This window comes from Mucilaginibacter sp. 3215 (assembly GCF_050433785.1).
In the GTDB taxonomy this organism is placed as follows: domain Bacteria; phylum Bacteroidota; class Bacteroidia; order Sphingobacteriales; family Sphingobacteriaceae; genus Mucilaginibacter.
This window is the reverse complement of the sequence record NZ_JBNPWO010000001.1, coordinates 534,871-555,710: the sequence shown is the minus strand read 5'-3', so window position 1 is coordinate 555,710 and position 20,840 is coordinate 534,871. Positions and strand designations below refer to the sequence as shown.

General features: G+C 42.4%; 17 protein-coding genes and 1 other RNA gene. 10 read left to right on the top strand and 8 right to left on the bottom strand.

What is annotated here, in order from left to right; all coding sequences use genetic code 11:
* The first annotated feature begins 20 nt into the window (after positions 1-20).
* Positions 21-1,853 (top strand): ABC transporter ATP-binding protein, encoded by a 1,833-nt coding sequence (locus ABIC84_RS02495; RefSeq protein ID WP_429262562.1) that lies wholly within the window; start codon positions 21-23, stop codon positions 1,851-1,853.
* A 117-nt stretch (positions 1,854-1,970) separates the two neighbouring features.
* Entirely contained in the window at positions 1,971-3,371 is a 1,401-nt protein-coding gene (locus ABIC84_RS02490; RefSeq protein ID WP_426586964.1) for an MBL fold metallo-hydrolase, read from the top strand.
* Between the two features lie 137 nt (positions 3,372-3,508).
* Here the strand turns inward: ABIC84_RS02490 and ABIC84_RS02485 are convergent, their stop codons facing one another.
* The 8 genes from ABIC84_RS02485 to dinB all read right to left on the bottom strand — a co-directional run bounded on the left by ABIC84_RS02485 (position 3,509) and on the right by dinB (position 14,487).
* On the bottom strand, positions 3,509-4,462 hold the full coding sequence (locus ABIC84_RS02485) for a D-2-hydroxyacid dehydrogenase (protein ID WP_199232792.1): 954 nt from the start codon (positions 4,460-4,462) through the stop codon (positions 3,509-3,511).
* Between the two features lie 73 nt (positions 4,463-4,535).
* Positions 4,536-5,603, bottom strand: coding sequence for a 3-phosphoserine/phosphohydroxythreonine transaminase (serC, locus tag ABIC84_RS02480; protein WP_188832563.1), 1,068 nt, complete (start codon positions 5,601-5,603; stop codon positions 4,536-4,538).
* 202 nt (positions 5,604-5,805) lie between these two features.
* Entirely contained in the window at positions 5,806-6,456 is a 651-nt protein-coding gene (gene rpe / locus ABIC84_RS02475) for a ribulose-phosphate 3-epimerase (RefSeq protein WP_426586962.1), read from the bottom strand.
* Positions 6,457-6,929: 473 nt separating this feature from the next.
* A complete protein-coding gene (locus ABIC84_RS02470; protein ID WP_429262561.1) occupies positions 6,930-9,515 on the bottom strand; it encodes a BamA/TamA family outer membrane protein in 2,586 nt (861 codons plus the stop codon).
* A gap of 461 nt (positions 9,516-9,976) precedes the next feature.
* A complete protein-coding gene (locus tag ABIC84_RS02465; RefSeq protein ID WP_429262560.1) occupies positions 9,977-10,675 on the bottom strand; it encodes a LytR/AlgR family response regulator transcription factor in 699 nt (232 codons plus the stop codon).
* Positions 10,676-10,678: 3 nt separating this feature from the next.
* Entirely contained in the window at positions 10,679-11,722 is a 1,044-nt protein-coding gene (locus ABIC84_RS02460; protein WP_429262559.1) for a sensor histidine kinase, read from the bottom strand.
* A gap of 9 nt (positions 11,723-11,731) precedes the next feature.
* Positions 11,732-12,955 carry an acyltransferase family protein gene (locus ABIC84_RS02455; RefSeq protein ID WP_426586956.1) on the bottom strand — a complete coding sequence of 408 codons (1,224 nt, stop codon included), beginning with the start codon at positions 12,953-12,955 and terminating at the stop codon, positions 11,732-11,734.
* 347 nt (positions 12,956-13,302) lie between these two features.
* Positions 13,303-14,487 carry a DNA polymerase IV gene (gene dinB / locus ABIC84_RS02450; RefSeq protein ID WP_426586954.1) on the bottom strand — a complete coding sequence of 395 codons (1,185 nt, stop codon included), beginning with the start codon at positions 14,485-14,487 and terminating at the stop codon, positions 13,303-13,305.
* Positions 14,488-14,562: 75 nt separating this feature from the next.
* Here dinB and ABIC84_RS02445 point away from each other — a divergent pair, with 75 nt between their 5' ends.
* From ABIC84_RS02445 to argC, 8 genes are all read left to right on the top strand, one after another.
* Positions 14,563-15,183 carry a 2'-5' RNA ligase family protein gene (locus tag ABIC84_RS02445; RefSeq protein ID WP_426586952.1) on the top strand — a complete coding sequence of 207 codons (621 nt, stop codon included), beginning with the start codon at positions 14,563-14,565 and terminating at the stop codon, positions 15,181-15,183.
* Positions 15,184-15,195: 12 nt separating this feature from the next.
* A complete protein-coding gene (locus ABIC84_RS02440; protein ID WP_429262558.1) occupies positions 15,196-15,825 on the top strand; it encodes a hypothetical protein in 630 nt (209 codons plus the stop codon).
* A gap of 44 nt (positions 15,826-15,869) precedes the next feature.
* Positions 15,870-15,968, top strand: an RNA gene (gene ffs / locus ABIC84_RS02435) — signal recognition particle sRNA small type.
* An 86-nt stretch (positions 15,969-16,054) separates the two neighbouring features.
* Positions 16,055-17,011 carry a YpdA family putative bacillithiol disulfide reductase gene (locus tag ABIC84_RS02430; protein ID WP_429262557.1) on the top strand — a complete coding sequence of 319 codons (957 nt, stop codon included), beginning with the start codon at positions 16,055-16,057 and terminating at the stop codon, positions 17,009-17,011.
* A gap of 432 nt (positions 17,012-17,443) precedes the next feature.
* Positions 17,444-18,088 (top strand): GNAT family N-acetyltransferase, encoded by a 645-nt coding sequence (locus ABIC84_RS02425; protein ID WP_112571573.1) that lies wholly within the window; start codon positions 17,444-17,446, stop codon positions 18,086-18,088.
* Between the two features lie 104 nt (positions 18,089-18,192).
* Positions 18,193-19,389: an argininosuccinate synthase gene (gene argG, locus ABIC84_RS02420; RefSeq protein WP_091162681.1), complete on the top strand. Its 1,197-nt coding sequence runs from the start codon at positions 18,193-18,195 to the stop codon at positions 19,387-19,389.
* Positions 19,382-19,738 (top strand): cupin domain-containing protein, encoded by a 357-nt coding sequence (locus tag ABIC84_RS02415; protein WP_429262556.1) that lies wholly within the window; start codon positions 19,382-19,384, stop codon positions 19,736-19,738. Before argG ends, ABIC84_RS02415 begins: the two co-directional genes overlap by 8 nt.
* Before the next feature lie 139 nt (positions 19,739-19,877).
* Complete coding sequence (argC, locus tag ABIC84_RS02410) at positions 19,878-20,807, top strand: N-acetyl-gamma-glutamyl-phosphate reductase (RefSeq protein WP_429262713.1); 930 nt, start codon at positions 19,878-19,880, stop codon at positions 20,805-20,807.
* The last annotated feature ends 33 nt before the right edge of the window (positions 20,808-20,840 follow it).

Sequence of the window (20,840 nt, the reverse complement as noted above, 5' to 3'; positions counted from 1 at the left end):
TATAACATTCAAACGCATACATGGCAAGAGGACGACTGAACAGTGGCAGCAAGGCCGAAGCAGAATTACCTAAAGCAAAAATAAACCGGAGCAGCCTGCGCAACGTAGCAAAACTGCTCACTTACTTAAAACCTTACAAGGTTAAATTCATAGCCGGATTAGTTTTCCTGTTTCTGTCAAGCCTTGTAGGTCTGGCATTCCCAGCTATTTTGGGTGCATTGATTGATGCAGCACAGGGCATTTATAAATACAAGTACTTGCCGCATGGCTTAAATGCCATTGCCATCATGGGTTTTATTATATTATTTGCCCAGGCTTTTGTGTCGTTTTTCAGGGTGGTTTGGTTTGTACAGGTTGCCGAAAAATCTTTAGCCGATATCAGGCGTGATACCTATTTTAAGCTCATCACCCTGCCCATGAACTTTTTTGCCAACCGCAGGGTTGGTGAATTGAACAGCCGTATTTCTGCCGATCTTTCCCAGATCCAGGATACGTTGACCACCACTTTTGCCGAAATGATCCGCCAGCTGGTGATCATGATAGGCAGCACTACCTTACTGGCCATCGTGTCTATCAAACTTACACTTGCGCTATTAGCTATATTGCCGTTCCTCGTTGCATTCGCTGTATTCTTTGGGCGATTTATCCGTAAGCTATCACGTGAGGCGCAGGACAAATTAGCCGAATCAAATACCATAGTTGAGGAAACACTGCAAGGCATTGCCAACGTAAAAGCTTTTGTTAACGAAGCTTACGAGGCTAATCGTTACGATAAAATTTTGCGCAAGGTGGTTAACATCGCTGTTAGGGGTGCAAAATTCAGGGGTACCTTTGCCTCATTCATCGTATTCTGCTTGTTCGGCACCTTTGTTGGTGTAATCTGGTACGGCTCGGTATTGGTGGCCAATCATGAAATATATGTTGGCGACCTTACTACTTTTATCATGTACTCGATATTTGTAGGCGCCGCTATGGGTAGCTTTCCAGATCTTTATGCTAACCTGCAAAAGGCAGTTGGTGCAAGCGAACGTGTGCTGGAGATCCTTGCTGAGCAGGGCGAAGATATTTCGATTATAGAAAGCGACAATGGCATCAAACAACCCATTAAAGGCGATCTTGCTTTTAATAATGTAGTATTCGCATATCCATCGCGCCAGGAAATTACTGTATTAAAAGGCATTTCTTTTAATGCTGATGCAGGGCAGCGTGTTGCTATTGTTGGGCCAAGCGGTTCGGGAAAATCAACCATGGCTTCATTAATCCTGCAGTTTTATCACCCTCAAAACGGCAACATTTTATTTGATGGCAAGCCAGCAGATAACTATTCTCTTACCGATATCCGTAACCAGGTGGCCATTGTTCCGCAGGATGTATTGTTGTTTGGGGGCACCATTATGGAAAACATAGCCTATGGTCGTTTAAATGCCTCAAAAGAAGATATCATCCAGGCTGCCAAACGCGCTAACGCCCATCAATTTATATCTTCCTTCCCAGAAGGCTATGAAACCGTTGTTGGTGAGCGTGGTGTTAAACTTTCAGGCGGACAAAGGCAACGGATTGCCATTGCGAGGGCATTGCTAAAAAACCCTTCGATATTGATACTTGACGAAGCCACATCATCGTTAGACTCTGAGTCGGAACGCCTTGTACAGGAGGCGCTTGAGGAATTAATGAAAGATCGTACGTCGATCATCATAGCTCACCGTCTGTCAACTATTCGCGAAGCAGATAAGATCATCGTACTTGAAAAAGGCCATATAGTAGAAAGCGGCAGCCATATGGAACTTATTGGCAACGAACAAGGCCTTTATAAATACTTAAGCCAGCTTCAGTTTGAAAGTCAAAACAGCTAACAGACAATAGTCGATAGTGCATAGCTGCATTTTAAAATAAATAATCGATATTTAACAAAATCATATAAGGAATAAGAGCACTATGGTCCATCGTCTATGGACTATAGCCTTTAAACAATGAAACTAACGATACACGGCGCGGCCCGGCAGGTAACCGGGAGCATGCATTTGCTCGAGGTTGGACAATATAAAATTTTAGTGGATTGCGGACTTGATTATGAAAAGGACCGCAGTATCATATCTAACGAAAACTTTCCTTTTCGGCCCGAAGACATTGACGTGGTAGTACTTACCCACGCTCACATCGACCATTCGGGCAACCTGCCTACCCTGATCCGCTTAGGTTTTGAGGGACAGATCTTATGCACCCCTCCCACGGCAGACCTGACTGAATTATTGCTGCTCGATTCTGTAAACATATTCATGCGCAAAGCGGCAAGCAAGGGCGGTCACCATAAACGCGGCAGAGGCAAATTTAACACCCACGCACAGCCCCTATACATGCAAAAGCATGTTATGGACACAGTAGAGCGCTTCGTTACAATAGGATTCAACAAACCGTTTAGGATCACCGGCGATATCGAGCTAACTTTCGTACCTGTTGGTCACCTTTTAGGTGCGGCCGCAGCTGTATTTAAAATAAATGATAAAGGCGAAGAAAAATCAATAGCTTTTACCGGCGATATCGGCAGGAAGAATTACCCTGTTTTGAATGATCCGCAGCCCCTCCCTCCTGTTGATTTCCTGGTTTCGGAAGCAACTTATGGCGGCCGCTATCATAGTAAGGACAAAACAGTTGAACAAACCCTGATAGAGGTTATTGAAAAGGCCTGTATCAAAGAGCAAGGCCGTTTGATCATCCCTGCGTTCAGTATAGGGCGCACACAATCACTGGTATATACATTAAACAAGATCTTCAGCACCGGCTTACTACCGCCTGTTAAGGTTTTTGTTGACAGCCCGATGGCTACGCAGGCTACCGAGGTATTTCGGAAATACCATAACCACGTTAACCAGGAAGCCCAGGAATTTTACCAAAAACGCGGCGATGAATTTGAGTTTGATAACCTTACCTATGTAGAAACGCTGAAGGATAGCAGGCAGATCTCCAATTATTGGGAGCCGTGCATCATCATCTCATCAGCCGGGATGCTTGAAGGCGGCCGCATCCAAGACCATCTTTTCTATAATATTCAAAACTATTACGCCACTATTCTTTTCATAGGCTACTGCGCCAAAGGCACATTGGGACACCGTTTATTACGGGGAGATTCCATCGTCCACATCAAGGACCGTGAACTGGCCGTTTATGCGACTATCAAACAAACCGATGTACTCAGTGCCCACGGTGATCATGACGACCTTATGAATACGGTAAAAGCTATTGATAAGGAAAAATTAAAACACGTATTCCTGGTACATGGCGAAGGTGAAAGCATGCAACTATTAGCCGATGATCTTGAGAAAGAAGGTTATGGTGTAACTTTGCCGGAGAAGGGTGTTTCGTATATAATCTAACACGAATATTCTCGAATTAAGTCTAATTACACAAATTCGCTTGTATACAACAAGAGGCACTAATCTTACCGATTAGTGCCTTTTATAATAATATGATTTATACTCGCGTAATTCGCCCTAATTAGAGCAAATCAGTGTTAAGCGTTTTTAAAATGCTCAATAATCAAGCTCGCAAGTTCAACACCAATCCTTTCCTGGGCCTCATTGGTAGCAGCACCAATGTGTGGGGTCAGAGAGATTTTTGGATGGGTCAAGATCTCGGCACGTGGGGTTGGCTCATTGTCAAACACGTCAAGTGCAGCAAATGAAACCTGGCCGCTGTTTAGTGCGTCAACCAAAGCAAGCTCATCAATTAAACCACCGCGTGAGATGTTTACCAGGCCAACACCTTTCTTAGTTTTAGCCAGTTCTTCGGCACCAAAAAGGGCTTTGTCGATAAATGGAGTATGCAGGGTAATGAAATCAGCAGTGGTGATGATCTCGTCAAGTGTAGATTTTTTAACAGATGCTTTAACGGTGATACCACCGCCTAAAACAAGATCCAGCTCGGGGTTAAAATCAAAAAGGTCATAAGCCAAAACGTCCATACCAACACCGATAGCTATTTTAGCTACTTCCCTGCCGATACGACCAAAACCTACGATACCTAAAGTTTTACCACGAAGCTCAACACCTTTAGCATAAGCTTTTTTCAGGTCGTTAAATTTGGTACCGCCATCAACAGGCATTTTACGGTTGCTGTCAGGCAAAAAGCGTACAGCGCCAAATAAGCTGGCGAATACAAGCTCAGCTACTGATAATGAAGATGAAGCCGGAGTGTTATAAACACCAATACCTTTTTCTTTGGCATAATCAACATCTATATTATCAACACCAACACCACCGCGACCAATCAGTTTCAGGTTAGGCGTAGCGTCGATTAATGCCTTACGTACTTTAGTAGCACTACGTACGGTAATAGCATCATAGTTTTTCAATTTTTCAGGAAGCTCGTCCTGCGGAATATTGTTGGTATCTACAAAAAAGCCGGCATCTTCCAGCATTTTTTTACCTATCGGATCGATACCATCGTTAGCTAATATTTTGATCATCTTATTTGGTCATTGAGTCATCAGGTCATTGAGTCATTGCCATAAAAATGACTCAATGACTTAATGAAATAAATTATTTATTCTTTTCAGCAAATTCCTGCATTACGTCAATCAGCACGTAGATGCTGCTTATTGGCAATGCGTTGTAAATAGAGGCGCGGAAACCACCTACGCTCCTATGGCCTTTAATACCTACTATACCGCGTTCTTCGGCAAGTTTCAGGAATGGTTTTTCCAATTCAGGATTTTCCATTACGAAGCAAACGTTCATTTTTGAACGGTCCTCAACAGCTGCCACTGCTTTAAACAACGGGTTGCGGTCAATTTCTTCGTAAAGCACACGTGCTTTGGTAATATTTTCCTGCTCAATTGCCGGTACACCGCCTTTTGCTTTTAACCATTTAAGGGTAAGCATTGATACGTAGATAGCAAATACTGGCGGGGTATTGTACATTGAACCACCTTCAATTTGAGTTTGGTAGTTGAACATCGCAGGGATCTTACGACCGGTTTTACCCAGCAAATCGTCCTTAACAATAACCAAAGTAACACCTGCAGGGCCCATATTTTTCTGAGCACCGGCATAGATCAAACCAAAATCGGCAACATTAACCACGCGGCTGAAAATATCTGACGACATATCGCAAACCACCGGAATTGGCGATTTAAAGAACTCCTGTAACTGCGTACCGTAAATGGTATTGTTAGAAGTAATGTGAATATAAGCAGCATCAGCCGGGATTTCAAAATCCTTAGGGATGTAAGTAAAGTTGGCCTCTTTTGATGAAGCTACAATTTGTACTTCGCCAAAATATTTGGCTTCTTTTAAAGCTTTGTTAGCCCAAACACCGGTTTCCACATAAGCAGCTTTGCCGCCTTCTGGTAACAGGTTGTAAGGAGCTAAAGCAAACTGAGTGCTGGCGCCGCCTTGCAGAAACAATACCGAATAACCTTCAGGAACGTTAAACAATTCTTTTACCAGGCTTACAGCTTCGTCTAAAACGGCTTCAAACTCTTTTGATCGGTGCGAAATTTCAAGCAAAGAGAGTCCAGTACCATTAAAATCAATAACTGCTTCTGAAGCTTGCTTTAAAACTTCGTGTGGTAGAATGCCAGGTCCGGCACCAAAATTATGTTTCATAATATTAACGAATTGTAGGTTCTAAATACACTATTAGGAAGTTTGTATTTTGTTGGGCCGAAGTTAATTAATTTGACAAAATATATAGACATTATTTACATTTTTTGAAAAAATATACAATTAATCAACAAACTGGCCTTTGATTGCAAATAATTAAACTAACCCTACAGGGCTGGTTTAATTATTATCATTATAATAACTTTTAGGGATGTTTGAGTTTTGAAATTGCGGCCGCCTGGTTGGCCGACGAGAACACTGAAGTGCCCGCAACAAACACATTTGCTCCGGCTTCTATCAGTTTTGCGATATTGTTAGCATCTACCCCACCGTCAATCTCAATTAACAGACCGGGATTTTTTTCGGCACTTAGTGTCCTGAGTTCTTTGATCTTTTTATAGGTGTTTTCAATAAAATGCTGTCCGCCAAAACCGGGGTTAACCGACATGATCAAAACCATATCCAGGTCAGCAACAATATCCTCCAATAAAAAAACAGGCGTTGCCGGGTTAATAGCAACTGCGGCTTTGCAACCCAATTGTTTAATTACCTGAACAGTACGGTGCAAATGCGGACAAGCTTCCTGGTGCACGGTAATGCTATCAGCACCCGCGTCTTTAAACGCTTTCAGGTAACGATCCGGGTCGACTATCATCAGGTGTACGTCAAGCGGCTTGGTGGCGTGTTTTTTTACAGCACTTACAACGGGAAAGCCAAAAGAGATATTGGGAACAAACATGCCATCCATAATATCAACGTGGATCCAGTCGGCTTCGCTGTTATTGATCATTTCGATATCGCGTTGCAGGTTGGCAAAATCGGCCGCTAAGATAGATGGTGCTATGAGGTGATTCATATGCAAATATATAAAAGCAGCTAATCTATGGGACTGATAGTGTAATTATTTTTATGGGAGAATTGTAAAAAAGAGCCTGTCCCAAAATCGCCATTCTCCATAAAAAAATGAAATCATGCAGACACCGTTTTTTAACTTTTCCATTTTTTGAGTGTAAAAACACGAAACGCCTTAAAAATGAAACAAACTGAAAATCAATGATTTAATATATCGCCCGAAACAACACTAATAACTGATAATCAATGAATAAAACTTTTAAGAATAAAAAATATGCGTTTCAAAAAGCACTTTATTTACCCTTGTTTTTGGGTGATTTTTTGGTTGTTTTTTTGAATTTTTCGCTCAAACCTAAAATTGACAGGAAGGTACTGACAGAACAGAGCCACCAAAAATGCGGTTAATTTAGTTAAAGCTGAAAGCTTTTAACGTGCCCAACCACGGGTTACGCTACGCTAAACCCGCGACAGTTATTCTTAAAATCTAAACCCAATAGATATATAAGGTAAGGATCCTTCTTTTGAAAAGCCCATTACAGCTTCAATCAGCACCAATTGCGCTGGAATAATATACAAACCGCCGCCATATCCATCGTGCCACCTGTCGGATGATTCGCCGGGAACCCATACCCTACCCACGTCATTAAAGCCAATCAGACCAAATGAGCCCGGAAGCAGGTACGAGGTGAAATCCATAACCTTTAATCGTAACTCGAGGTTATTATAAGCGATTGTTTTACCGGTAAACCTATTGGTATGAAATCCCCTGAAATTTTGCGAGCCGCCTAATTTCATCTGCTGAAAATATGCTGCGTTCCCTACCGTAGTACCCAGGCCGGTGCGGTTGGCTATAACCAATACCGAATCCCTGTCGGGATTTAAATAAAAACTAAACTCAGATAATAGTTGTCCGTACGTATTATGGCTGCCCGAACCGCCTCCACTAAAGCCGCTTGCAGTGGTTGTCCACAAAATGCCTCGCGTTGGGATGATAAGTTTATTCCGGGTATCAATGGTTGCATTGGCCGTTAAACCTCCGTAAACCTTGGTGCCAAAAACTTCTTCATTAGGGAAAGCTGCATTGTAACCATTCAAAAACCTTTCGGTATTATTTGATGCCTTGCTATTGTAGAACTGACCTGCAACACCAGCGCTCACGTGTAGGTTTCCAAAACTGCGGTGCAGGGAAACGTCGCCGGTAACATAGTCATAGCGATTACGATAGTACGAGATCTTCCTGTCGTCCTTATTTTCAAAAACGGTGTTATTCCCAATTCCGAAAAAATTGCTCAGGTTGCTTGGCCCTCGCGACAGCAGGTTGATCTTCAGGTCGTTTTCACCTATGGCTTTTTTCCAGTCGGCAGTGTAAGTAAACAAAAATGATTTACGCCCCAGTGAATAATTGGTCAAAAACTCTTCGCGAAAAGCATACGGTTCCTTACGGAAGCCGTGCCGCTCGTACGAGAAACCACCAATCAGCAAAATACCAATGTCATTGCTGTAATTGGCCAGGATGATTGGCTCAAACCTGTCGAACTTAAAGGCGGTTTTATCATAACTATTTACCGCGGTGTCTGTTGACGTACGGTTTTTGGCAAGGGATGAGGAAGGCAGTACATTTTTTTGATCCGCACGGTCATAAATATAGGTTTTGCCTTTATTATTTAAACTGCTGTCAACTGCAAAGGTGTCCATCCCCTCCCCACCTATCATCCGCACAGTTATGGGCGATGGCGTTGAACCTGTTACAGCAAAAAAGTCATCACCATCAAAACCATACATTCTTATCTCTTTGGTAACATCTGGTTTAAAAGTTCGTCGATACGTAACTTTTTCAACGCTACCATCTTTCTTTATCTTATTTACAGTAAGGGTGATACCGCCATTACTTTCATGGGCTATGGTAAACTTATCCGTTTTGTCACTTGCAGGAACATCTACGTATATGGACAGAAATTTATAATACTCAAGTGCCTGCTTTTGCAGGATGTTACGCCTCGCTATCATTTTGCTGATGATCTCAGGCCCCGAAAGTTTGTAGATGGTATCGGGCATTAAATGCACCGCTTTTTTGATCAGGGCATCGGTCAGTTTGCTTTGTACATAGGCTATCTGTTCTTTCCAGTCGTCTTCACTCAACTGGTTCAGGAAATAGCGGTCGAAATAGCGGGCATTGAAATTCCATCCATTGATATCCCTGATCTCGTCACTATAACCCTGAAATTTTGATTTAAGCCATTGGTGCGCTACTATCCAGGGCAATACGCCCGAAGTTTTATAATACACCTGGTCGCGGTCGCGCGGAACGGGTTCGTAAACGGTTTCATGCTTACCATCTATTTTTTCCCAGCGCCACTGGTCTTCATGCCTGTCCCAATCGCCCAAAAGCATATCAAGCAAGCGGGCGCGCAGCACAATCTTTTGGTCAACCCGGTTATCATTGTCATCCTGCAGTTTGCGTTGTACCTTTTCGGTATTATCCGTTTTTTCGGCATCAAGCGGTTCCCGCTCTTCAAACAAAAATACCTGGTTAGCAAAGTCCTTTTGATACTCGCCAAAAGCGGGATCATCGGGTACATATACAATTTTAGGATTGGAGTGCGGCACACTCAGCGCTTCGGCAAGCGGTGGTACCGTTAGTGCCGAAAAGGGATGCGCGGCCGAAACCTGGTCTTGCAGGATATCTTTAGCCACTGTAGGTCTTAAATCAACAGGCAGGCCTTTTTCAGGATATTTTTGGATGGTGCGCAATACCCACTGCTGACCCGTAGGATCCTGCAGGCGCAATGATTTGGTCTGCTTGCCCCCACCTCTTTTCAATATTTTAAGGCCCCCTTTTTCGGTGGCAAGATGAAATACCGGCAAGGTGACAGGTGCAGCCCAAAGCTTGCGGTAATTATCGCCTAAAAAAAACTGATGTGTACTACTTGCATTATTGTATGAGGGCTCAATAGCCAGTTTAACACTATCGACACGGGTTTGAGCATATGAAATATTGCCGGCTAAACAAATGCCAGCCGTTAAAACAAGAGATAAAGCGTTGAACAGGTTTTTACCGCTCATGAGGTTTTGTAAGTAATGCGTCAGTAGAATAATGCATATTACAAAATAGTTTTAATTATACACAGGGAAATTACTTTAAAAAGCATGGTGAGCAGCTGTTTAAAAAACAGAATATTCATTGCCATTGGTTTTAACCAACGGAATAAAAAGCTAAAAAGTCTTGGCTTTAGCCTAATTATGCAAGCGAATTTGGGCTGAAGCCCTCATATTGCTGCTCATTATTCCGTTGGTTAAAACCAACGGCAATGAAGTTTTATCTACCTGTAAACGATATTCTTCAAGCTTTGATAGTTTCTAAGAAGAATCGAACAAATAAAAACTCCCGCACTATTTTTCCGAATTAACCTAATAACATCAATTTAAATTTACGCTATTGAAAAATTCGTGTGATTCGATTAATTGGGACCGGTATGAAAAGCAATCGCGTAGAAATTTCTGATCCTACTATTAAAACTTGATTACTATCTGCCCTGATTAATCAACGCGTGCATTACCTGGTCTTTAAGCTGCCTGCTGATCGGCACCTCAAATGTGCCTATATGCAACATATTTCCTTCTATCGATGTGATCTTATTATTTGCAACTATGTAAGATTTATGCGTTTGCATGAATTTACGCGGAGGTAGCTTTTCGGCAAAGGCCCGCAGGGTACTGTGGGTTATGATCTTACGCGCCGGGGTATAAACCTCTACATAGTTTTCCATGCCTTTAATGAACAACACTTCGTCAAAAATTATCTTCTCGAGCTTTCCATTGCTTTTAACAAACAGATAATCTACACTATTTGTATTGTTCCTTAAATCAAAGTAATCCTTAGCCTTAAAAGCTGCCTTCATAAAACGCTCAAACGGGATAGGTTTAAGGAGATAGTCGAGCACATCCAGGTCAAAACCATCAGTAGCGTATTCTTTAAACGCGGTAGTAAAGATCACTTTTGGCGGGTTGGGCAGCGAACGAATAAATTCAACGCCGGTTAAATGCGGCATCTGGATATCCAGGAACAGCAGGTCTACCTGTTGCCGGGCCAGCAACGCACCCAATTCCATTGCATCTTCACATTGTACTTTCAGGTCAAAAAAACCGGCTTTTTTAACATAGCCTTCCAGGCCCTTACGGGCAAAGGGTTCATCGTCGGTAATAATGCAGCTAATTAATGCCATCTTTTATATATTCAATTCAAGTACTGCTGTGTAATGATCTTCTTCGCGGCCTGCAGTTAGTTTATGTTTATCCGGATAAAGCAATTGCAATCTGCGGCTTAAGTTTTCCAAACCAATACCGCTGTAATTATCGGGAGCTTTCATATTGGCAGGCACATCATTATAAACTTTAAAAACTAATCTATCGTCAATAATGTACGCTTCAATGGATATTTTATATTCACCGCCTATATATTTAAAAGCGTTTTCAACCAGGGGCAATAAAAGCAGGGGATAGATGAGCTGATCCGTTAAACATCCTTCAAAATTAACATTGAGCTGCATTTTGCTGCTCGCCCTGATCTGCTGCAGCCGGATATAATTTTCAAGATATTCCAACTCCTGTTTTACCGGCACTTGTTGATGCTGATCATAAAGTTGATAACGTAGTAAACTTGATAGCAACTCGGTACTTTTTTTAGCACCCGGAACATCATCATCCATCTGGAAATAAATAGTATTCAGGGCATTAAATAAAAAATGCGGATGGTATTGGGCTTTTAGAAACTTCAATTCGGTTTCCAGCTGATCGTTGGTGAGCTTTTCCAGTTGCATCTTATTATTTACATAAGCCTTTAGCCAGGTGCTGCTACGTGCAATCCCATAATAAACAATAGCGTACAAAGTGGGGATCATATTAATATCGGCCACATCCGCCCAGGGCATCAGCTCATCTATGCCCTGGCTTACGTGCAGGGCCATGACCATCGGAACAAATACGACGTTCACTAATATCAAATTTGCTCCCACCAATATGGCCAACTCGCGCACTACGGCCCGGTAGGATAGCTGTACCGTCCGGTGCCTGTCATAGTACTTAAAAAGCCGTTCAAAAATATAGATCGCCAAATAGCCAACCAATATTGAACAGGCCATTTCAATGCCATTAACATAAAAATCTCTTTCCCAAAAATGCTGACCAATGTCAGTATCATGTAACAGCCTTATGGTAAAATATACCAATAAGCCATACAATGCCGGAAAAATGTACTTCCTGAAAAACTTCATATCAGCAAATTACAAATTTAACGGAGAAAGGACAGGTTTGGGTTTTGTCTCTACTATCTCCGGGATCGGCACAGTTTTGAGTTTTTCCTTTGGTTTCATACCGAATAAAAACCGGGTTAAAGCGTAAGGGCGTACTAACAAATGATAGGTAAGCATCGTTACAAAAAAGGTAATACCCACCGTATAAATATATTTTGATAGGATGCTTTCATTTTGCGTTTGCACAATATAATAGGCAATTAATACAATAACGGTTTGGTGCAATATGTAAAACGGATATACCGCCTGGTTTAAATAATTGAGCGCGTTATGAGGCTTATTTAAATAATGTTTGCCATAGCCAACCAGCGCCAACACCCATCCCCAGGCAATGATTGGGCGCAATGCGGTAAAAGCATAGGAGAATGCGATATTTTGAAAAGGCCAGTGGGGATGCAATGGTTCGATACCGTTCCAGCGCATGACTTCCCATGTCATCAGGCTTAAAAAACCGATGGTTAAGGCAAAACGGCGATTGCGCTCAAGGCTATCCATCAGTTTAGGTTGAAGGATACAGATAAAACCCGCCAGGAGGAACAATAGCCAGTAAACAAAGTAACTGCCATCATGGATCAGGTCGTTGGTTTCGGGGAGGTCCCAGCTGGTGAAGGTAAACCACAGGATTCCGGGAAGCATCAATAAATAAACCCATTTCCCCCGGGCCAAAATGGCAAGCTTTTGTTTAAAACCATTGCTTTTGGGCGAGATCATCCAGGCAAATAAAGGCGCGAAGATGAGGTCATAAAGAAACAGATAGGCAATAAACCAAAGATGGTGCCAGCTGAAATTGCCTTTGGGATATGGCTGAAAGTTAAATGTACTGGGATAAAAATCCAGGAATGAGCCTTTGTAACCATTGGCCAATCGTTCCATGTAGATCTGCGGCGGCACTATGATGAACATGCCCACCAACAGCGGAATAAAAAGACGGCGGAAACGCAAACCGATGAAACTGAGTGTAGAACGCCGCTGCATCATGTAGTAACTCACGGTACCTGAAATAAAAAAGAGCAGCGGCATGCGAAAAAGGTGCAAAAAATGATTCGATTCCATCATCAGGTTGCTGGTTTCGTGGTTTTTGATGTGCCATCCATCCTCGGCAACAAAAGGCATTGCCGAATGAAAAAATAACACCCCCAATATGGATAAGATCCTCAGCCAATCGAGGTAGGTTTGACGTTGTGTGGTTTCCATGATTTCTTTTTTTATCAAAAGAAGTCACAACCCATCGCCCCATAAAATTACTTTGACCAATGGTAAAAAACCTTTGACCATTGGTAGAAAACAAGAACATTTGCTACGGCGGCCAGAGGCTTCTTGATAGTTGCCACCCGGCTGGAACGCAAGGCGTTTGGAAGATTCTTTAATTCCCTCCCTTGGGAGGGGTGTGGCTGGAATGTGTAGTGGCAGGGAGGGGTTTATCCGCCATTTCAAAGGAATAGGCAAAACGATGAAACCCCTCCCTACACCCTCCCAGGGGAGGGAATCGCACAATCCTGCGCCTTTTTTAAACAATTAACTCGTCACAAAACAATCAACGGTCAGCCGCGCATAAACGGATTAAAATTCCTTGTACCAATTTCCATCCCTGCCGCCCGGCAGATGGTTTTATCACCAAACTTGAAATTGATCTGATCCATAGCCTGGTAAAGTTTAATGCGCTCTTCATTATCTTCAAACAGGTTGATCTGGTAGCTGCCTGTGCAAAGATCGCTTAGCCGTACGCCTATCAGCCTGATAGGCCGGTGCCGGTCCCAGGCCATTTTAAGCAGGTTTTTTACACCTGGAATCAGGATATGTTCTGCTGCCGTAAGTGCTATCTTTTGCTGTTGGGTATGGGTTTCAAAATTACCATATCGCAACTTAATAGCCAGGCATGATGAAAGCTTGTTTTCCCGTCGTAATTTGGACGATAGTTCTTCCGTCATGGATACTAAAATAGTTTCAAGTGTGCGGTGATCAGACACATTAGTATGGAAAGTATGTTCGGTGCTGATGGATTTTCTGTCGGAATGCGGAACGATTTCGCTATGATCGATACCATTGGCTTTTTCCCAAAGCGAATGCCCGTATTTACCAAAAACGGTTTCGAGGAAACGGATATTGGTGCGCTGCAGATCACCAATTTTTTCGATGCCGTATTGATATAACTTATTGCGGGTACTTTCGCCCAGGCCGGGTATTTTACCGATGTTAAGCGGGGCCAGGAACTTCAGTTCATCGCCATGTTTTACAAACATTTGTCCGTTGGGCTTAGCCTGGTTGGTAGCCATTTTAGCTATGGTTTTGCCTGATGCCATACCGAAGGATATAGGCAGGCCCGTTTCTTTAATTATCTTCTGTCTTAATTTTGTGGCCTCCTGATAGCAGTCAAAAAAACGGTCCATACCGGTATAATCTATATAAAACTCATCAACCGATGTTTTTTGGTATAGAGGAACCGTGTCATGAATAATCTGTGTTACCTCGCGTGAGGCTTCGCCATAGCGCCCATGCGAACCGCGGATAAGGATTGCATGCGGACAAAGCTTAAGCGCCTGCTTGGTAGGCATTGCCGAATGCACACCAAATGCCCTCGCTTCATAACTGCAGGAAGCCACAACTCCCCTTTCGGCCGAACCACCTATGATCACCGGCTTACCGATCAGTTCAGGATGAAACTTCCGCTCTACTGAAACGAAGAACGAATCAAGATCGATATGAACAATATAACGTTTAGCTTCCACATAACAAAAATGCTAATATTTTTTGTATCTTGCTAATTTTATTAGCATATTTGACGTATAGAAATTGTGAAGCAAATGAGTATATACGAAGATTACCTGCTGTTATTATCCCCTCCCGAAACGGTGAGGCATGAGATTTCACGCTATAAAAAAGCATCGGCAAGGCTCATCGGCAATTATAAAAGTATGGATTCGCCTGCTCATATCTCTATACAACACCTGGAAAGGCAAAAGCCCTTTATGGCCGATAAAAACCTGGAATTGATGGAACAGGCCCTGAATACCATGCCACCGGTATTGCTGCATATGGATGGTTTTTATCATTTCACCCATTTGCATAGCCGCATGACCATTTATGCCAACATCCGGGCAACACCCGCTACCGACGAATGGTTTAACACCTTAAAAAAGAAGCTGCGCATTAAAAAGACTCTTATCCCACATATAACGGTTGTGCGTGATATTGCCGAAAAAGATTTCGACACACTTTGGCCGCATTTTAAGCATAAAAAATTGGTAGAGCCTTTTTGGATCAAAGAACTTATCATATTGAAACGCGATACACTTGACGCCTTTGCCAAATGGGATAAGTTTAAAACTTTTGAATTTAAAAACATGACCGGCCCTGGTTATACCCGCCATGAACTGGAACTGCTTAAAGCCGGCGACCCTGATCAGATTAATTTATTCATTTAAAATTTAACAATCATGGACTACGCATTTTATCATTTTATCCTCCCGATACCTGATCATGTAGATGTTATGATCCGGAAATTAAAAAGCGAAGCAAAACGTGTTATCGGTAATTATCCCAGCATGCATGCCCGGTCGCATATCACCATAAACAATTATCCGCGCAAACCGCTTGATGTAGACGTTCAGGGCTTCTCGTTTTTGAGCCGTAAACTTAGTTTGCTGCCTCCCGTTGTTTTTGAAACAGATGGATTTGATTGCTTTAATGAGAGTAATGACTATAACAAAACCATTTTTGCCAGGCTTAAGCTCACCGAACAAAATAAATATTGGATTAAACTATTGAAGGGTATTGTTGGCGATAGCAGTACCATACCTCATATTACCATAGCAAGGGCCATAACACCCGAACAATTTAACCTGCTTTGGCCCTATTTTCAAAAAAGGGAAATGAAGGCAAAATTTGTTGTGAACCGGCTTACTATTTTAAAAAATTTGTTGCTTGATCTCGACCAACATGCCAAAACTTATCGGGAATTTGAATTTCGGGGAGATGAAAACACCTTAATAAAGTACGATAACCTGGCAATAGCAAAGCAAATTAAAAATTATCCATCTATAAATCAACAGATAAGCCTTTTTTAACATTTTCTTAACCATAAACGCTACCTTTTTCTATATTTGCGCCGGGGTAAGTCTTTTACGGCCAGCTCCTCTTGAACTCCCCCAGGGTGGGAACACAGCAAGGGTAGAGAGTTGAGCGGCGCGATAAAAGTAGCTTACCCTTTTTTATTTTCTTATTTTTGCCGCACCGGCAAACATGCCCTGAACCTGCACAGGTTCATGATTTCTTTAATTTCTTAACTGTACACAAATGCTCGATATATTCATTATTGGCGGTGGCCCGATAGGTTTAACTTGCGGACTCGCTGCTCAAAAAGCCGGTTTAAGTTTTGTAATTGTTGAAAAAGGCACACTTGTAAACTCATTATACAACTACCCTGCTACCATGACGTTTTTCTCCACATCTGAGAAATTGGAGATCGGCGGCGTTCCCTTTGTTACTGTACATAACAAGCCTACCCGCAATGATGCTTTGGAATATTATCGCCGCGTAGCACTTTCAAATAACTTACCCATTCATCTTTTTGAAGAAGTTACCGAAGTAAAGCCGGAAGATGGCTTTTACACCATCACCACAAAAAAAGCAACCTACCAGGCTAAAAAGGTGATCCTTTCAACCGGGTTTTATGATATTGCCGTTAACCTCAATATCCCCGGCGAAAACCTGCCTAAAGTGAAACACTACTACCAGGACCCTCATTATTATACCCTGCAAAAAGTGGTGGTAGTTGGCTCAAGCAATTCGGCTATTGATGTGGCCCTGGAAACCTACCGTAAAGGGGCCGAGGTAACACTGGTGATCCGCGGCAGCGAAGTGAGCAACCGGGTTAAATACTGGGTACGGCCCGATATTATTAACCGAATTAAAGAAGGCAGTATTAAAGCTTACTTCAATTCTAATCTTGAGGCTATCCGTGAAAATGAAGTCGATATCAAAACACCGGAAGGATTAATCACTATCCCTAATGATTTTGTAATGGCGATGACAGGCTATAAACCCAATTTTGAGTTCCTGAAAAAGCTTGGTATTATACTTTCTGAAGATAAATTCATCCCCCAATACAACCCCGAAACCATGGAAACAAACATGTCAGGTTTATACCTTGCAGGCGTGGTTTGCGGCGGCCTTGATACCCATCTTTGGTTCATCGAAAACTCGCGCATTCATGCTGATATGATCATCACGGATATTATGGCGAAAAAGTGAGTGGTTGCTTGGGTTGATTAGGTGAATAGTTATACTTATAGTTCAAGGTGTTACAACGAAAACAAAACCACTCACCTAATCAACCCAATCAACTATTCACCAACCCCAAAATAATCGCATTTTTTTCTTGTATAAATAAAATTTTATAGCCTAATTTGCAGCAAATTAAAAACACAGTAATTCAACAAAAAAATGAATACACCAAGCTTAAATAAGCCCGCTACAAGAGCAAGTTTTGCTCCGGTTGCTGCTGCCTTGGGTTCAACTGTTTTTTTAAACTGCCCTCTCCGACGAAGGACCTACATGCCACGGGTTTGAATTAATTTTTCTCCTGTCCACACAAAAAGAGTTTTTTAAACGTCTTTTTAAAAAAACCATCTAATTATTTAAGGCTTGTAAAGCCAATTAATTTCACGGTAATTATCTATTTAAATGACAATACAAGATTTTGATATTCAGGTTGCTACTGCACAGCATGTAGATTATGCCACTATGATTTGCGATGAGATGGCCGAATCGGCCAAGGCGCGCGGAACTGGTATAGCTACACGCTCGCCCGAATATGTTGCTAATAAAATGCTGGAAGGCAAGGCTGTTATAGCCCTGCATAAAGACGGTACCTGGGCCGGTTTCTGCTATATTGAAACCTGGAGCCACGGCGACTTTGTTGCCAATTCGGGCCTTATTGTTAATCCGCAGTTCCGTAAGGCGGGATTGGCAAAAGCCATCAAACATCGTATTTTCCAGTTATCGCGTACCAAATACCCCGATGCAAAAATATTTGGCCTTACAACAGGCTTAGCGGTAATGAAGATCAACTCGGAGCTTGGCTACGAGCCGGTTACCTACTCAGAACTTACCCAGGACGAGAACTTTTGGGCCGGCTGCAAAAGCTGCGTAAACTTTGACATTCTGACAAGCAAAGGCCGTAAGAATTGCATGTGCACAGCCATGCTGTTCGATCCTGCCGAAAAACAAAAAGAGTACGAAGAAAAGATGCAACGTATCACGCATAAAGCGACCTTGCTTGAGCGTATTGAGAACGCCATAAAGAAACGTATAAAACACGATGTTTAAGGATTAGGTTAAAGGTTAACACCCATAAATTAATAAAACAGATCACCATAATTGATAAGTAAAGCTTTAAGCCTTGTGCCTTTAGCTTTAAGCTCACCAAAAACATGAAGAAAAAAGTAGTATTAGCTTATAGCGGAGGTTTGGATACCTCATTTTGCTGTATTTATTTAACACAGGATCTTGGTTATGAGGTTCACTCGGTTATTGTAAATACCGGCGGTTTTAGCGAAGAAGAGTTAAAAGGCGTTGAAGAACGCGCTTATAAAATGGGCGTTACTTCACATCATGTGGTTGATGAAACCGAAAACTTTTACAACACCTGCGTACGCTTTTTAATTTACGGCAACGTATTAAAAAACAACACGTACCCGCTATCTGTAAGTGCCGAACGCGTAAGCCAGGCAACTGCTATTGCTAACTACGCTAAAGAAATTGGTGCCGAATTTGTTGCCCACGGCAGCACCGGCGCCGGTAACGACCAGGTGCGTTTTGATATGATCTTTAACATCCTTGTACCTGAAGTGAAGATCATCACCCCTATCCGCGACCTGAAACTAAGCCGCGAAGAAGAGATCGAATACCTGAAAAAACATGGTGTTGATATGAACTTCGAAAAAGCCAAATACTCTATCAACAAAGGGATCTGGGGTACATCAGTAGGTGGTAAAGAAACTTTGACCTCAAACCTTGGCCTGCCAGAAGAAGCATGGCCTACACAAGTAACCGCATCTGAAGTAAAAGATCTTGTGCTTACTTTTGAAAAAGGCGAGTTAGTAGCCATCGGTGATGAAAAATATGATCACCCAACCAAGGCTATCCAGGCTTTACAGGCTATTGCTCAGCCTTATGGCATTGGCAGGGATATTCACGTTGGTGATACTATTATCGGTATTAAAGGTCGCGTTGGTTTTGAGGCCGCCGCTCCAATGGTTATCATTAAAGCTCACCATACATTAGAGAAACACGTATTAACCAAATGGCAGCTTTCATGGAAAGATCAGTTATCATCTTTCTATGGCAACTGGCTACATGAAGGCCAGTTCCATGACCCGATCATGCGTAATATCGAAGCATTCTTAACGGATACCCAGAAAAACGTTACCGGTAAAGTATTTGTTCAGTTGCACCCGTATCGTTTCCAAGTAGTAGGCATCGAATCACCTTATGATCTGATGTCGAACAAGTTTGGCAGCTACGGCGAAATGAACAACGCCTGGAGCGGCGAAGACGTTAAAGGGTTCTCCAAAATATTTGGCAACCAGGTAATGATCTATCATAAAGTAAACAGCCAAAATGATTAATACGGCGTTTTCAAAAGGTGACTGCTTAAAGCACTATAACTGGGGCGATGATTGCCATGGCTGGACTTTCATTGATACAGAAGCGTTATCTGTTAAACAGGAGTTAATGCCACCGGAGACTGCCGAACAATTGCATTACCACGAGAAAGCCACGCAGGTATTTTTTATTTTAAAGGGACGTGCTACATTTTCGATAGACGGCGAGGTTATCACATTGAAGCCCGAACAGGGTATCGAGATCCATCCGGGTCAGAAGCATTTCATCAGCAATAACGACCGGAGCGACCTCGAGTTTATTTTATATTCATATCCATCTACAAATAATGATCGGATAAATTTAGCCCCCTAACCCCCTAAAGGGGGGAATAATTGTTAAAATTATGACTGAATTTAAAGATAATAATGACGCTACTCTTGCTCCCCCTTCAGGGGGCCGGGGGGCGATACGTGCAGGTATAATTGGCGGAGCAGGGTACACCGGTGGCGAAATGCTCCGGATCCTGATCAACCATCCTAACGTGGAGATTGCTTTTGTTCATAGCAACAGCAACGCGGGTAACTATGTTTACCAGGCACATACCGACCTGTTTGGTGATACCGATCTGAAATTTGCGGCCGAATTATCTACAGATATTGATGTGTTATTCCTTTGCGTTGGTCACGGTGATGCCAAAAAGTTCCTGGAAGCAAACACTATTCCTGATTCGGTTAAGATCATTGATTTAAGCCAGGATTTCAGGCTTAGTCAAAACTCAACTTTAAACGGTAAAAGCTTTGTTTATGGCCTGCCAGAATTAAATCGCGAAGCCATTAAAACAGCTGCCAATATTGCTAACCCTGGTTGTTTTGCTACGTGTTTGCAATTGGGCCTGCTTCCCTTGGCTTCAAAAGGTTTGCTAAACAACGAAGTACACGTTACTGCTACAACTGGCTCTACCGGTGCGGGACAAAGCTTATCACCAACTTCGCACTTTACCTGGCGTAATGACAACCTATCGGTTTACAAAGCGTTTAGCCATCAGCATTTAAATGAGATCGGTCAGTCGTTAAGGCAGTTGCAAGCCGGTTTTGATAAGGCTATCAACTTTATCCCTTACCGTGGCGACTTTACCCGAGGCATTATTGCTTCAATTTATACTGAGAGCGATTTGAGCGAGGAAGAAGCATTAGCACTTTACCAAAGCTACTACGATGGGCATCCTTTTACGCATGTCACCAATCGCAATATTGATTTAAAGCAAATTGTAAACACCAATAAATGCTTTATCCAGGTAAAAAAACACGACAACAAAATATTCATTATCAGCATAATGGACAACTTACTTAAGGGCGCTTCCGGTCAGGCAGTACAGAACATGAACTTATTGTTCGGGCTGGACGAGCGCGCAGGCTTACGACTTAAGGGAATAGCGTTTTAACCCCCCTGCCCCCTAAAGGGGGAGTAATTGTTT

Excerpts from the sequence above, each read along its gene's own strand:
- ABIC84_RS02495 (WP_429262562.1), top strand. The coding sequence starts at position 21 with ATGGCAAGAGGACGACTGAACAGTGGCAGCAAGGCCGAAGCAGAATTA.
- ABIC84_RS02490 (WP_426586964.1), top strand. The coding sequence starts at position 1,971 with ATGAAACTAACGATACACGGCGCGGCCCGGCAGGTAACCGGGAGCATG.
- ABIC84_RS02485 (WP_199232792.1), bottom strand. The coding sequence starts at position 4,462 with ATGATCAAAATATTAGCTAACGATGGTATCGATCCGATAGGTAAAAAA.
- serC (WP_188832563.1), bottom strand. The coding sequence starts at position 5,603 with ATGAAACATAATTTTGGTGCCGGACCTGGCATTCTACCACACGAAGTT.
- rpe (WP_426586962.1), bottom strand. The coding sequence starts at position 6,456 with ATGAATCACCTCATAGCACCATCTATCTTAGCGGCCGATTTTGCCAAC.
- ABIC84_RS02470 (WP_429262561.1), bottom strand. The coding sequence starts at position 9,515 with ATGAGCGGTAAAAACCTGTTCAACGCTTTATCTCTTGTTTTAACGGCT.
- ABIC84_RS02465 (WP_429262560.1), bottom strand. The coding sequence starts at position 10,675 with ATGGCATTAATTAGCTGCATTATTACCGACGATGAACCCTTTGCCCGT.
- ABIC84_RS02460 (WP_429262559.1), bottom strand. The coding sequence starts at position 11,722 with ATGAAGTTTTTCAGGAAGTACATTTTTCCGGCATTGTATGGCTTATTG.
- ABIC84_RS02455 (WP_426586956.1), bottom strand. The coding sequence starts at position 12,955 with ATGGAAACCACACAACGTCAAACCTACCTCGATTGGCTGAGGATCTTA.
- ABIC84_RS02445 (WP_426586952.1), top strand. The coding sequence starts at position 14,563 with ATGAGTATATACGAAGATTACCTGCTGTTATTATCCCCTCCCGAAACG.
- ABIC84_RS02440 (WP_429262558.1), top strand. The coding sequence starts at position 15,196 with ATGGACTACGCATTTTATCATTTTATCCTCCCGATACCTGATCATGTA.
- ABIC84_RS02430 (WP_429262557.1), top strand. The coding sequence starts at position 16,055 with ATGCTCGATATATTCATTATTGGCGGTGGCCCGATAGGTTTAACTTGC.
- ABIC84_RS02425 (WP_112571573.1), top strand. The coding sequence starts at position 17,444 with ATGACAATACAAGATTTTGATATTCAGGTTGCTACTGCACAGCATGTA.
- argG (WP_091162681.1), top strand. The coding sequence starts at position 18,193 with ATGAAGAAAAAAGTAGTATTAGCTTATAGCGGAGGTTTGGATACCTCA.
- ABIC84_RS02415 (WP_429262556.1), top strand. The coding sequence starts at position 19,382 with ATGATTAATACGGCGTTTTCAAAAGGTGACTGCTTAAAGCACTATAAC.
- argC (WP_429262713.1), top strand. The coding sequence starts at position 19,878 with ATGCTCCGGATCCTGATCAACCATCCTAACGTGGAGATTGCTTTTGTT.